Origin of the sequence: Kluyvera genomosp. 3, assembly GCF_011765685.1 — a bacterium.
Lineage (GTDB): Bacteria > Pseudomonadota > Gammaproteobacteria > Enterobacterales > Enterobacteriaceae > Kluyvera > Kluyvera georgiana_A.
The window spans coordinates 1,302,834-1,316,374 of sequence record NZ_CP050321.1 but is presented as its reverse complement, the minus strand read 5'-3'; the positions used below and the strand labels follow the sequence as shown (position 1 = coordinate 1,316,374).

Sequence of the window (13,541 nt, the reverse complement as noted above, 5' to 3'; positions counted from 1 at the left end):
TTACATTCACCTCAATTGACCCGTGCGTCACTCTGTGCCTTAATGTACACATCGCCCGTCTATGGGTATTGCTAAAGGACCCCTTTGTGAGCCAGGTTACCAGCCTACGAAAACGACACCGATTTAACAGTCGAATGACCCGGATCGTACTGCTTATCAGTTTCCTCTTCTTCTTCGGACGCTTCGTCTACTCCTCCATCGGTGCGTGGCATCACCACCAGGACAAAAAAGAATCCCAGCAGAGCAGCCTGTCGCAACAGACTCCCCCCGCACAACCCGACGACCGTTAATCCCCCGAAAGATTCCTTACCGAATGGCTAAGCATCTCGTTTAACCATCCGGTAAGGGATCTGCATGACAGGCCATATCCTGTCGTAAATTGGGTAAAAAAACGTTTCCCGCACGAATACACAAAATTTTCTTTTCGCTTCGCCGCACCATTCGCGCTGTTTTTTTATAGTCTTGATAAATGGGCAGAAAAAAGACAATAAGTGCGCAAATAATCGCTAACCCATCCACCTTGGATATATGAAAACAAATATATAGATATTTTATATATCTTCATTTGATTTTTTCGCCATTATTTTTAACCAGGCAGGGCTTGTGATGATCGGTTTTACCTTATTTCCAAAAATAAAAAATGCTGTTGAATGGATGGCTGGCCACAGCGATGCGGTTATTCAATTTGGCTGGAATGTTGTTGCCGCTATTATCCTGTTGTTCGTTGGCAAAGCCATCTCACGCCTGCTTTCTCGCGGGCTGGAGAAGCTGCTGCTCAAACGTAAAGTCGATATCACCATTGTCCAGTTTTTCACCGCGCTGGTACGCTACATCACGCTGGCTTTCTTTGTCGTGGCCGCGCTGGGCCGCGTGGGGATTGAAACCTCATCGATAATCGCCGTCATCGGCGCTGCGGGGCTGGCTGTAGGTCTGGCGCTTCAGGGCTCGCTCTCCAACTTTGCCGCGGGCGTGCTGCTGGTTTCCCTGCGCCCTTTCCGCGCCGGCGAAGTGGTACAGATTGGCGCCATGACCGGCACAGTAGAGAAGGTGCACATTTTCTCCACCACGCTGCTGACCGGCGATAGCAAAGAAGTGGTGATCCCCAACGGCAAGATTATCGCTGACAACATTATCAACTACTCCCGTCACCCGTTCCGCCGTATCGACCTGGTCATTGGCGTGGGTTACCAGAGCCGCATTGCCGACGTGAAGCGCGTGATTAATCAGCTGATTGAAAAAGACTCGCGAATTGACCGCCAGCGCGGCGTCACCGTCCGTCTGGGAGAGCTGGGCGCCTCATCGCTGAACTTTTATGTGCGAGTGTGGGTACGCAATGCCGAGTACTGGAACACCTACTACGACCTGCTGGAAAACATCAAAGAGGCGCTGGACGCCAATCACATCGACCTGCCTTATCCACAGATGGATATTCGCGTTGAGAATGTGACCGCGCCAGCGCATCCGCAGCTACAGCTGGTTGATTAATCCCGAGGGCACGAGGGTGCCCTTTGCAACAGCTTCACTAACTCAGCAATCCCTTTGCTGAGGATCTTATCCTGGCGCATCACCACCGCCAGTTGACGGTGTAAAAGTGGCGCCAGCGAACTGACGTGCAGCCCTTCACGATCGCGGGGCGCCTCAACCGCCATACGCGGAATAATGCTGTAGCCCAGCCCGGCGGCCACCATGCGCTTTATCGCTTCAATACTGCCCAGCTGCATCACCGGCAGGGCTTCTACGCCTGCGCGTTGGAACCAGCCGTCAATCAGACTACGCGTGCCGCTTCCTTGCTCGAATGCGATAAGCGGTAGCGCCCGCAACCCGGCAGGCGTTGCCGTTGGCATCCGTTGCGCCGCGGCAATAATCAGCACAAACTCTTCTCGTTGAGCCGCCATGACCTCCAGACAACGCCCGCTAGCGGGCAAGGTGACCAGCCCCAAATCGAGCCGATTTTCTTCTATGGCCCGCACGATATCCGGCGTATTGCCGGTGGTCACCCCGACCGTCAGCAGCGGGTAACGCTCACGCAGTTCCTGCAGCATCGGCGGCAACAGATGAATGCACGCCGTAGCCCCGGTGCCCAACGTAATCTCACCGCTCACCTGCTCGCTGCATTCGTTTACCGACTGCACGGCTTCATTCACCGCCTGTTCAATCCGCTCGCCGTGCAGCAGCAACGCCATTCCTGCCGCCGTCGCCTTCACGCCGCGCCCGGTACGCTCAATCAACCTTGCCTGTAAGAACTGTTCAAGCTGACGTACCTGAAGACTTACCGCCGGCTGAGAGATACCCAGCACGTCAGCCGCTGCCGAAAAGCTGCCGCGCTGCACCACCAGGCGGAAGGTTGCCAGATATCCCAGATTCAAGGTCGTCATACAAAGTTTCTCTTATCAGGGTCATAAACGGAGGGCTCTGCCAGCACAATAGCGTGAGCGTTATGCTGCCAGCAACTGCATAACTGACGAGAATATAATGAAAACACCTGCCGCCCCTCTTTCTGTCACCCTTGCCGCTGGAGGCAACCAGTTGATTAACTGGGGAATCTCGTTTTACATGCCTGGCACCTTCGCCCGCGCGATTATGCAAGATACCGGCTGGGCAGCGACGCATATCTATTTCGGCCTGACGCTGGCCATGCTGGTCATGGCGCTACTGTCGCCATGGGTCGCCCGCCTGCTGGCACATTTTGGCGGCCAGCGTGTGGTGATCGGCGGCACAATGCTGATTGCCATAGGCTGTCTTTTGATGTCTCTCATCCACACCTTGTCGGGATGGTACTGCGCCTGGATACTGACCGGCGTCGGCATGCGGCTGGCGCTGTACGACGGTCTGTTTGCCGCGCTGGTGAACCTTTACGGCCAGCGAGCCAGAGCGACCATTTCCCGCGTCACCTTAGCCGGCGGGCTAGCCTCCGCGCTCTTCTGGCCGCTGGGCAGTGCATTACTCACGCTAATCGACTGGCGACATGCGCTGCTGGTGTACAGTCTGCTCGGGTTTCTGAGCGCTCTGATTCTCATCCCAATGCCTAACCAAAAACTGCCGCCAGTGAGCCCGCGCAGCCCCAGCGCAGTCCTCTCCCGCGACGTTCATATTGGCTGGCTTTACGCCGCACTGATTGCCATCGTGACCTTTATCTCTAATGGCACCTCTACGCATCTACCGGAGTTTATCGCCGCCCACGGTCTCCCCATCGCCGTGGGTATTCTGTGGGGAGTCGGGCAGACCGGGGCGCGCTTTCTTGAAGTCGCCTCCGGCTCCGTGTTAACCCCTATCAGACTGACGCTGCTCACGGTCTTTTTCATACCGCTGTGCTTTGCATTGGGTATCAGCAGCACACATATTGGCTGGGCGGCCGGAGGATTTGTCCTCGGGTACGGCGCAATCAACGGTTTGACCACGGTATTCAAAGCCACGTTGCCACTTCAACTGTTCGCCGCCGAAGACTATGCCCGCCGCACTGGCGTATTGCTGATCCCCGCCCAACTGCTGGCTGCCGCCTCGCCGTTTGCCTACGCCTGGCTCAATCAGACGCTGGGTATGCAGGGAAGCCTTACCGTATCCGCAGCCCTTGCCGTCATAGCCGCTGGGCTGGCGGTGACCATTGCGCTGTGCCAGACTGCTCGCATAACAAAAAACAACGATCAACACGCTTCACGACAAGGATAACCCCCATGCACCTGCAAACCGAACGCCTGATCCTCCGCCCGGTGGCGATCACAGACCTTGACGCGCTTTTCCGTATTTATGGCGATCCGGCGACCAACACTTTTAATCCCGCGGGCCCACATCCGGATATCGAACACTCTCACCGTATCCTGACGGGGTGGCTTGAACATCGTGACGCTCACGGCTTCGGCAACTGGGCGTTCAGCCTGCGGGAGACCCCCGAACAGATCATCGGTTTTGGCGGGCTGCGCATTGTCGAATATCCTTTCGGCGCGGTGAATAACCTGGGCTACCGCTTTGCTCCCGAGGCGTGGGGCAAAGGGTTGGCGACAGAATTTGCCCTCGCGGCGGTGGAGTATGCGTTTACGACGTTAAAACTTGATGAGATCGTCGGTATTGTGCGCAAGAATCATCTGGCATCACAGAAAGTATTGCTGAAGTGCGGAATGAGGCTGGTCAGAGAAATTAACGATGTGCCGGGGGCAGAGCCGAGTTTGCAGTATCGGCGACGACGTGACGAAGCGGCATAAAAAAACCCTCTGCCTGGCAGAGGGTTTTGCACGCTAACGGAGAGGGAAAATTATTCCCACTCGATCGTGGCTGGCGGCTTACCGCTGATGTCATACACCACGCGGGAAATACCGTTCACTTCGTTGATGATGCGGTTAGAGACGCGGCCTAAGAAATCGTACGGCAGGTGTGCCCAGTGCGCGGTCATAAAGTCGATGGTTTCCACAGCACGCAGGGAAACAACCCAGTCGTACTTACGGCCATCGCCCATTACGCCAACGGAGCGAACCGGCAGGAACACGGTGAACGCCTGGCTCACTTTGTTGTACAGGTCAGCTTTGTGCAGCTCTTCGATGAAGATAGCGTCCGCACGACGCAGCAGGTCGCAGTACTCTTTCTTCACTTCGCCCAGCACACGCACGCCCAGACCCGGGCCCGGGAACGGGTGACGGTACAGCATGTCGTACGGCAGGCCCAGTTCCAGACCGATCTTACGCACTTCATCTTTGAACAGTTCGCGCAGCGGTTCAACCAGACCCATCTTCATCTCTTTCGGCAAGCCGCCCACGTTGTGGTGAGATTTGATGACATGTGCTTTACCGGTGGCAGACGCCGCAGATTCGATCACGTCAGGGTAGATAGTCCCCTGCGCCAGCCACTTCACGTCTTCCAGCTTCAGCGCTTCTTCGTCGAACACTTCCACGAACACGCGGCCGATAATCTTACGTTTCGCTTCCGGATCGTTCTCGCCTTTCAGCGCTTCCAGGAAGCGCTGCTCGCCTTCAACGTGAACGATGTTCAGGCCGAAGTGGTCGCCGAACATGTCCATCACCTGCTGGGCTTCGTTGAGACGCAGCAGACCGTTATCGACGAAGACGCAGGTCAGGTTTTTACCGATAGCGCGGTGCAGCAGCATCGCGGTGACGGAAGAGTCCACGCCGCCAGACAGGCCCAGAATAACTTTGTCTTCGCCAACTTGTTCACGAATACGCGCAACGGCGTCGTCGATGATTTTAGCCGGGGTCCACAGGGCTTCACACTGGCAGATATCGCGTACGAAGCGCTCCAGCATGCGCATGCCCTGACGGGTGTGGGTCACTTCCGGGTGGAACTGCACGCCGTAGAAGCGTTTTTCTTCGTGCGCCATAATGGCGAACGGGCAGGTCTCGGTGCTGGCAACGGTGACGAAACCTTCCGGGATCGCGGTCACTTTGTCGCCGTGACTCATCCACACGTCCAGCAGCGGTTTGCCTTCTGCGGTCAGAGAATCTTCGATACCGCGAATCAGCGCGCTGTCGGTCTGCACTTCAACCTGGGCGTAACCGAACTCACGCTCGTTAGAACCTTCAACATGACCACCTAACTGCATCGCCATGGTCTGCATGCCGTAGCAGACGCCGAATACCGGTACACCGGCGTTAAAGACGTACTCAGGCGCGCGCGGGCTGTTTGCTTCGGTGGTGCTTTCCGGGCCGCCGGAGAGGATGATGCCGCTCGGGTTGAACTCACGGATTTGTGCTTCAGTAACATCCCATGCCCACAGTTCACAGTAGACGCCCAGTTCGCGGACGCGACGCGCGACCAGCTGGGTATACTGCGATCCGAAATCGAGGATGAGAATGCGATGTTTATGAATATTGTCTGTCATTTGACGATAATTCCGAGGCAAGTGAAACAATAACAAAACGCCCGGTTTAAAACCGGGCGCGGAAACTTATCAGGAGCCCATGCGATAGTTCGGGGACTCTTTGGTGATGGTCACGTCGTGAACGTGGCTTTCCTGGATACCCGCACCGCTGATACGCACGAATTCAGCCTTCGTACGCAGCAGGTCGATGGTACCACAACCGGTCAGACCCATACAGGAGCGCAGGCCGCCCATCTGCTGGTGAATGATCTCTTTCAGGCGGCCTTTATACGCTACGCGACCTTCGATACCTTCCGGCACCAGTTTGTCAGCGGCGTTATCGCTCTGGAAGTAACGGTCGGAGGAGCCTTTGGACATCGCGCCCAGAGAACCCATACCACGGTAAGATTTGTAAGAACGGCCCTGGTAGAGTTCAATTTCGCCCGGGGATTCTTCGGTACCTGCCAGCATAGAGCCCACCATCACGGCAGCGGCGCCAGCGGCAATCGCTTTAGCGATATCGCCGGAGAAACGGATACCGCCGTCAGCGATAACCGGAATACCGGTGCCTTCCAGCGCTTCAACCGCGTCGGAAACGGCGGTGATCTGTGGAACGCCCACGCCGGTCACGATACGAGTCGTACAGATGGAGCCTGGGCCAATACCCACTTTCACCGCGCTGCAACCGGCTTCCGCCAGTGCGCGAGCGCCAGCGCCAGTCGCGACGTTACCGCCGATGATTTGCAGGTCAGGATATTTCGCACGGGTTTCACGGATACGCTGCAGCACACCTTCAGAGTGACCGTGAGAGGAGTCAATCAGCAGGACGTCAACACCCGCGGCAACCAGCGCATCAACACGCTCTTCGTTGCCCGCGCCCGCGCCCACTGCGGCCCCAACGCGCAGACGACCTTTCTCATCTTTACACGCGTTCGGTTTACGTTCGGCTTTTTTGAAGTCTTTAACGGTGATCATGCCCAGCAGGTGGAAGCTATCGTCAACCACCAGCGCTTTTTCGACGCGACGTTCGTGCATTTTGGCGAACACCACATCACGCGCTTCGCCTTCGCGAACGGTTACCAGACGATCTTTCGGAGTCATGTAGACGCTCACCGGCTGGCTCAGGTCGGTGACGAAACGCACGTCACGGCCGGTAATGATACCTACCAGTTCATTGTCTTCGGTCACAACCGGATAGCCCGCGAAGCCGTTGCGCTCGGTCAGCTCTTTCACTTCTGCCAAAGTGGTGGTTGGCAGAACGGTCTGCGGGTCGGTTACCACGCCGGATTCGTGTTTTTTCACGCGGCGAACTTCTTCCGCCTGGCGCTCGATAGACATGTTTTTGTGGATAAAACCAATGCCGCCTTCCTGTGCCAGGGCAATCGCCAGGCGCGCTTCAGTCACGGTGTCCATTGCCGCAGAGAGCATAGGAATGTTCAGACGAATGGTTTTGGTCAGCTGAGTGCTAAGGTCAGCCGTGTTCGGCAGAACGGTAGAATGAGCGGGAACGAGGAGGACGTCGTCAAACGTCAGGGCTTCTTTTGCGATACGTAGCATGGGCAATATCTCACCTGGGAGGTTATTAAATATTGCCGCGGCATTATACAGAGCGTAAGCGATTGCATCCACACTTTTTTGCAAAAAATGCTTGCGATCGCCCTCTGGCAGGTTACTATCGACTGAATAACCTGCTGATTTAGAATTTGATCCCGCTCACATGTTATCCTCACAAAGCCCCGCAATTTTTACCGTTAGCCGCCTTAACCAGTCGGTGCGTCTGCTGCTCGAAAAAGAGATGGGCCAGGTGTGGATTAGCGGCGAGATCTCCAACTTTACCCAGCCCTCTTCCGGCCACTGGTACTTCACCTTAAAAGACGATAACGCCCAGGTGCGCTGCGCGATGTTCCGCAACAGCAACCGCCGGGTGACGTTCCGCCCGCAGCACGGACAACAGGTGCTGGTGCGCGCCAACATCACGCTGTATGAGCCGCGCGGCGACTACCAGATTATCGTCGAGAGCATGCAGCCTGCGGGCGAAGGGCTGTTGCAGCAAAAATATGAACAGCTTAAAGCCAAACTGCAGGCGGAAGGGTTGTTCGATCAGCAATACAAGCAGCCGCTGCCCTCCCCGGCCCACTGCGTCGGGGTGATTACCTCAAAAACCGGCGCGGCGCTGCACGATATTCTCCACGTTCTTAAACGCCGCGATCCCTCGCTGCCGGTGGTGATTTACCCCACCGCGGTACAGGGCGACGATGCGCCGGGGCAAATCGTTCGCGCCATTGAGCTGGCCAACGCCCGCGGCGAGTGCGACGTGTTAATCGTCGGGCGCGGCGGTGGCTCGCTGGAAGATTTGTGGAGCTTTAACGACGAACGCGTGGCGCGCGCTATTTTTGCCAGCCGCATTCCGGTGGTTAGCGCCGTCGGCCACGAAACCGACGTCACTATCGCCGATTTTGTCGGCGACCTGCGAGCCCCCACGCCATCGGCGGCGGCGGAGATCGTCAGCCGTAATCAGCAGGAGCTGCTGCGTCAGATTCAGTCCGCCCAGCAGCGCTTGGGCATGGCGATGGACTACTACCTCGCCAACCGTAGCCGTCGTTTTACTCAGATGTTCCATCGCCTGCAGCAGCAGCATCCGCAGCTGCGCCTGGCGCGCCAGCAAACCTCGCTGGAACGGCTGCGTCAGCGCATGAACAGCGCGCTGGAAAGCCAGATCAAACAGGCCAATCAGCGCCAGCAGCGCATGCTGCAACGTCTGAACCAGCAGAATCCGCAACCGCGTATTCATCGCGCCCAGTCGCGTATCCAGCAACTGGAATATCGCCTGGCCGAAACCATTCGCGCACGCCTCAGCGAACAGCGCGAACGCTTTGGCAATGCGGTCACGCATCTGGAGGCCGTCAGCCCGCTGGCGACGCTGGCGCGCGGCTATAGCGTCACTACCGCCAGCGATGGCAAGGTATTGAAACAGGCAAAACAGGCAAAAGCCGGAGAAATGCTGACGACCCGGCTGGCAGACGGCTGGGTCGAGAGTGAAATTAAAACAGTGACGCCGGTGAAAAAAACGCGCTCACGGAAAAAAGCCGTTTAATCGTTCAACATAACCGGGCCTACAGGCCCGGTATCCTCTCGCTTATTCCCCCGCAGGCACCCACTCAACCCGCTTTTTCGAGATCATCCCGTGGCCGTTCTGGCAGAAGAAATCCACCGCGCCGCAGGCTTTTAACACTTCCAGCGGCTTATGGCACTCGGGGCAGCGTGGCTCGAGGGTAAAGGTTTTATCACAGTGCGCGCAGTGCGCCTGTTGGCCCTGCACCTCCAGCGAGGCCTGACAGGTTGGGCAGATGAATTCCATGGCGACTCCTTAACATCGTATTGTGCCGCCACTTTATCACGTCTCAGTGCGTCCCGCGTAACCGCTGCTGAATCTGCAACAGCGCCTCGACCTCGCCAATACGCCGCGCCGTGAGCTTCGCCACTTCCTGCGGCGCACGGGAATACAAACTTTGCGCACCCAGAATCTGATCGCCCAGACAGTGGGCATAAATTGCGCCGCGACGGGTCCAGCCGAGTACGGAATCGCCACAAATCAGCTCAACGCGCTCGCCCTCGGGGCCACGGTTCTGGCTTATCACTCGCCCGTCGCGCAAGGAAATGCGGATGCCCTTGCGCTCCACGCCCGGCCCGGCGTATTTATTCAGCCATAGGTTGACCGCAATACCGCCAAGCGTGCCAATCAGATGTGCCTCGCCCTCTGCCGTTTCGGTATCGCCCAGCGCAATGGGCTGCCCTAGGCGGTCCTTAACCCGTTCAGCCCGCAGCACAATGTCATCGCTGCCGCCGAGATAGCGCACCGTCTCACGCATCATCGCCAGTACGTGAGTGCCAATATCGACAATCACCCCGTCCGGGTGGCGCAGCTGGCGGGTATCCGGTTGCCCGGTGGCAAAATTCAGCGCGATAGGTTCACCCGCGGCGTTATAGCCGCTCGGCTCCAGCAGAAAACCGTCGATGCTGACAATCTCGTCCAGCGCGGTGACCACCGGGCGGTCAATTACCGCGCCATCTTCAGGTTGCCAGCGGTCATCCATTCGGCCCTGTGCCAGACACAGCACGCCGTCCCGGGCCATCCAGTGATCCAGCGCCAGCACGCGCCGAGCGTTATCCGGCACCGAAAGCAGCTGGCGCAGCGCGGTAAGCTGGTCCAGCGTGGCGGCAATCGGCTTTTCTACCACAATCCGCGGAATCGGCGAACGCAGCGCTTGTTCAAGTACCGGCAAATGCGCTAGCGAAACGGTGGTAATAAACAGCGTGTCGATGGGCTGCGCCAGCAGTGCGGCAAGGGATTTAAAGGTCGTTACGCCCGGCAGCACCCGCAGCGGATTGCTGTCATAGCCGCAAATCGAGCTCACTGGCAGCGACAGCGCCTTTAGCGCAGGTAAATAGGCGGTTTCAACCACCGACCCGAGGCCGATAAAACCAATATTCATAACATTCGACTCATGCAGAAAAACAATACGGCGGGCATTATGCGTGAAGCGCCATCACAGAAACGTGTCCGCGATGGCGTATTGCGGTTAGCGCACCGCACGCAGACGGTCGAAACCAGCCGCCAGATCGTTTTTTAAATCATCCATATCTTCCAGCCCCATCTGGATGCGCAGCGTCAAGCCGCCAGGCTGCCAGCTTGTCGCTGTGCGGTAATCGGCGCAGTTGAACGGAATAATCAGGCTTTCAAAACCGCCCCACGAATAGCCCATGGCGAAAATACGCATATGATCCAACATATTCGCCCCCCCCGCTTTGGTAAATTCGGGCTTCAGCACCAGCGAAAACAGCCCGGATGAGCCGGTGAAATCACGCTTCCAGATCTCGTGCCCCGGGCACTCCGGCAGCGCCGGGTGCAGTACCCTCAGCACTTCCGGACGCGCCTGTAGCCAATGCGCCATCTCCAGACCGCGCTGTTCAGCCTCTTTCAGGCGCAGATGCATCGTGCGCAGCCCGCGCAGGGCCAGGAAGCAGTCTTCCGCGCCGGGCAGCATGGCCATCAGATCGTAGGTTTTACGCAATCGCGGCCACCAGGCGTCATTAGCTGACACCAGCCCCATCAGCAGGTCAGAATGGCCGCCGAGATATTTGGTCCCCGCCTCGAGCGAGAGGTCGCAACCGTGCTCGTGGGCACGAAAGAAAATCGGCGTCGCCCAGGTATTGTCGATAATGGTGGCGATCCCCTGTTTTTTCGCCGCCTGGGTCATCGCCGGAACATCCTGAATCTCAAAGCTCTGCGAGCCGGGGGACTCAAGGAACAGCGTGGTGGTGTTCGCGCGAAAAAGCGAGGCTATCTCCGCGCCAATCAGCGGGTCGTAATAGGTGGTCTCAATACCCATTTTGGCCAGCATACCGGCGCAGAAATTGCGAGTCGGTCGGTAAACGCTATCAGGCATCAGCAGATGATCGCCCGCTTTCAGCGTTGTCAGCAGGGCCAGCGAAATCGCCCCTAGCCCGGACGGTGACAGTACGGTCCCGGCGGCACCGGCCAGCACGCTCCAGGCGTTCTCGAGGCTGGCGATGGTCGGCGTACCCATTGTGCCGTAGTTAAATTCGGCGCGATTATGTTCAAGATCGTCAACCGTCGGAAAGACCACCGTAGAGCCGCGATAAATCGGCGCATTCACAAACCCTGCCTGGCGGGAAGTATCCCGGCCTAGCTGGGTAATTTGCGTGCTGATATTAAAATCGGATGGAGAATGATGACCCATAATTTACCTCGTACCTTTCAGCGGCCTTGCCGACGAGAAATCGTGCTATTCATTGCCCCATTGATTGAGGAATTCCGCAATATCATCAATGCGCTGTTCTTTAATGCCCGCCTCAGCGGCCATCTCTTTTTGCGCGTCTTCGCTGATCTCTTCGTTGTTCATTAAGCGGGTAATCAGCAGCTGGAAATAGTGTGCCAGCGCATCACGCTCGGCGTCATTCACCGCCTGCGCGGCTTCGGTCGAGTATTCATCGACGATGTCATAAAATTTCAGCGGGATTTCGTGCGTCATAGACAGCTCCTGGAATAAAGACTGGCAAAACGGTGACTATCCTACGTTACGCGCTATCAGGTCAACGTGCGTTTTCATACAGGCGGCAAATTACTCAACAATCACCTTCACTTTCGGTTTAGACAGCAGAATTTTAATCAATTCAGTGAATTTCACCGGTTTATAAAAGTAGTATCCCTGCTGGAACGTAATGTCATTTTTGTTGAGATAGTCGAGCTGTTCTTTGGTTTCGACGCCTTCAGCCACAATACTCAGCGAAAGCTTGCGGGCCAGGTCCAGCACGCAGTCCAGAATGCGCGTCGAATCCGGATCGGCATTGACCCGTGCGACAAAACTTTGGTCGATTTTTATATAATCAATATGTAAATCATGAAGATAAGACAATCCCGAATAGCCGGTACCAAAATCATCCAGCGCAATCACAAAGCCGTTCTCGTGCAGAGTATTCAACGTTTGTACCAAATCTTCATCCACGTGCAGCGGCTCGCGTTCCGTCACTTCAAGCACCAAATTGAGATCCTTGCGGTGGAAACTGTCTTTAAAGCGCAGGCACTCCTCGACAAAGTCCGGCTTGGCGATATGCGACGCGCTAAAGTTAATGCCAACATGAAATCCCTCCGGCAGTTTGCTTTCGATGGCGTTCATATTGTCCACGACCTGCGCCATCAGGCTACGCGTCAGCGGCACAATCAGCCCCGATTTTTCCGCCACCGGAATAAACGACGCCGGGGAAATATAGCCCGCGCGCGGGTGTTTCCAGCGGGCAAGCACTTCAACGCCGCGCAGCGTCCCCTCCCTACCGTTCACTACCATCTGGTAAAAAGGAACGATTTCACCGTTGGCTATCGCCCGGCGCAGCATCTCTTCCGGCGTCATCTCTTTGTTCAGGTATTTACCCAGCACATAAGCCGTGACAATTGAGATAACGCCAAGAAAAAGCAGGATGCCTAATCCGCGGGTGATCATACGCTGTAGGCTAAATAACGGCGGCTGATTGTAGACAATACTGAAGGGATATTTTGTCGAGCTGATTTGCCCGCTATAGCGAGCGTTTCCGCTCACCACATCGCCGGACATGCCAATCGTCGACTCCCCTACCCGTAAGGCAAAATGCACGCCCTTCAGAGGGACATTCAGCGCGCCGCGAATATGCTGGTCGCTAATGGTGACCAGGATGCGACTGGCGGTTAACTGAGTGCTATAGATAAGAATTGGCTGCCCATTCGACGTCTCGCGTGCAGGTGCCAGCAGCAAATTACGCGCCTCCATCGGCGGAATTTGTGACAGTAAAATACGATTACCCGGTAGCGATGAACACCAGATCGCGCCATTCTTAACAATAACAATCGTGCGCAAATGTGGCTGCAATGCGGCCTCAGTACCGAGCTGGTATTGCCCCTCCGGATTACATCCTTTATTCGCAATATCGGTGGCCACGCGGGTCGCCCGGAAAGCTTCATCGAGAATAAGGTTAATATTATTGGCGGCATATCGGGCGCCGCCAAGACTTTCCGCGCGAGAGGAATACCAAAGCTGGGTATTCAAAATAAAAACACCGGCCAGAAACAGGCACACGGCGGCAATGACAGGAAGAAGCGCGCTACGCATTATCATATCCTGGGCGAAGAGATTTATTTTTAGCTGTGGATAGTGAGTCGCGTAAATACGCGAATAAAGAAAGGATG

Annotated in this window: 12 protein-coding genes and 1 pseudogene; 5 read left to right on the top strand and 8 right to left on the bottom strand. The window is 56.5% G+C overall.

Annotation, left to right across the window (positions count from 1 at the left end; genetic code table 11):
• The first annotated feature begins 86 nt into the window (after positions 1–86).
• Both GY169_RS06210 and mscS read left to right on the top strand, forming a co-directional pair.
• Positions 87–290 carry a YfgG family protein gene (locus GY169_RS06210; RefSeq protein WP_167575254.1) on the top strand — a complete coding sequence of 68 codons (204 nt, stop codon included), beginning with the start codon at positions 87–89 and terminating at the stop codon, positions 288–290.
• Between the two features lie 316 nt (positions 291–606).
• Positions 607–1,485: a small-conductance mechanosensitive channel MscS gene (mscS, locus tag GY169_RS06205; protein WP_167575253.1), complete on the top strand. Its 879-nt coding sequence runs from the start codon at positions 607–609 to the stop codon at positions 1,483–1,485.
• Here mscS and GY169_RS06200 read toward each other — a convergent pair.
• Positions 1,482–2,400: pseudogene (locus tag GY169_RS06200) on the bottom strand (LysR family transcriptional regulator). The gene mscS and the pseudogene GY169_RS06200 sit on opposite strands and share 4 nt — an antisense overlap.
• Before the next feature lie 72 nt (positions 2,401–2,472).
• On the opposite strand from GY169_RS06200, the gene GY169_RS06195 reads away from it, so the two are divergent.
• Both GY169_RS06195 and GY169_RS06190 read left to right on the top strand, forming a co-directional pair.
• A complete protein-coding gene (locus GY169_RS06195) occupies positions 2,473–3,666 on the top strand; it encodes an MFS transporter (RefSeq protein WP_167575251.1) in 1,194 nt (397 codons plus the stop codon).
• 5 nt (positions 3,667–3,671) lie between these two features.
• Positions 3,672–4,196, top strand: a complete 525-nt coding sequence (locus GY169_RS06190) for a GNAT family N-acetyltransferase (protein ID WP_167575250.1) — start codon at positions 3,672–3,674, stop codon at positions 4,194–4,196.
• 50 nt (positions 4,197–4,246) lie between these two features.
• Here GY169_RS06190 and guaA read toward each other — a convergent pair whose 3' ends face one another.
• Both guaA and guaB read right to left on the bottom strand, forming a co-directional pair.
• Complete coding sequence (gene guaA, locus GY169_RS06185) at positions 4,247–5,824, bottom strand: glutamine-hydrolyzing GMP synthase (RefSeq protein WP_065355907.1); 1,578 nt, start codon at positions 5,822–5,824, stop codon at positions 4,247–4,249.
• Between the two features lie 69 nt (positions 5,825–5,893).
• Entirely contained in the window at positions 5,894–7,360 is a 1,467-nt protein-coding gene (gene guaB, locus GY169_RS06180) for an IMP dehydrogenase (protein ID WP_064543580.1), read from the bottom strand.
• Between the two features lie 160 nt (positions 7,361–7,520).
• Between guaB and xseA the strand changes: the two genes are divergently transcribed.
• Positions 7,521–8,897 carry an exodeoxyribonuclease VII large subunit gene (gene xseA / locus GY169_RS06175; protein ID WP_163446559.1) on the top strand — a complete coding sequence of 459 codons (1,377 nt, stop codon included), beginning with the start codon at positions 7,521–7,523 and terminating at the stop codon, positions 8,895–8,897.
• A gap of 42 nt (positions 8,898–8,939) precedes the next feature.
• Here xseA and GY169_RS06170 read toward each other — a convergent pair whose 3' ends face one another.
• The 5 genes from GY169_RS06170 to GY169_RS06150 all read right to left on the bottom strand — a co-directional run bounded on the left by GY169_RS06170 (position 8,940) and on the right by GY169_RS06150 (position 13,464).
• The gene (locus GY169_RS06170) at positions 8,940–9,161 is read right to left on the bottom strand and encodes a zinc ribbon domain-containing protein (protein WP_163446558.1); all 222 of its coding nucleotides are present in this window, start codon (positions 9,159–9,161) and stop codon (positions 8,940–8,942) included.
• A gap of 43 nt (positions 9,162–9,204) precedes the next feature.
• Positions 9,205–10,296 carry a Gfo/Idh/MocA family oxidoreductase gene (locus tag GY169_RS06165; protein WP_167575249.1) on the bottom strand — a complete coding sequence of 364 codons (1,092 nt, stop codon included), beginning with the start codon at positions 10,294–10,296 and terminating at the stop codon, positions 9,205–9,207.
• A gap of 87 nt (positions 10,297–10,383) precedes the next feature.
• Positions 10,384–11,565, bottom strand: coding sequence for a cystathionine beta-lyase (gene metC / locus GY169_RS06160; RefSeq protein WP_167575248.1), 1,182 nt, complete (start codon positions 11,563–11,565; stop codon positions 10,384–10,386).
• 45 nt (positions 11,566–11,610) lie between these two features.
• The gene (locus GY169_RS06155) at positions 11,611–11,856 is read right to left on the bottom strand and encodes a YmjA family protein (RefSeq protein ID WP_163446555.1); all 246 of its coding nucleotides are present in this window, start codon (positions 11,854–11,856) and stop codon (positions 11,611–11,613) included.
• 90 nt (positions 11,857–11,946) lie between these two features.
• Positions 11,947–13,464: a cyclic diguanylate phosphodiesterase gene (locus GY169_RS06150; protein WP_167575247.1), complete on the bottom strand. Its 1,518-nt coding sequence runs from the start codon at positions 13,462–13,464 to the stop codon at positions 11,947–11,949.
• Positions 13,465–13,541 lie beyond the last annotated feature (77 nt).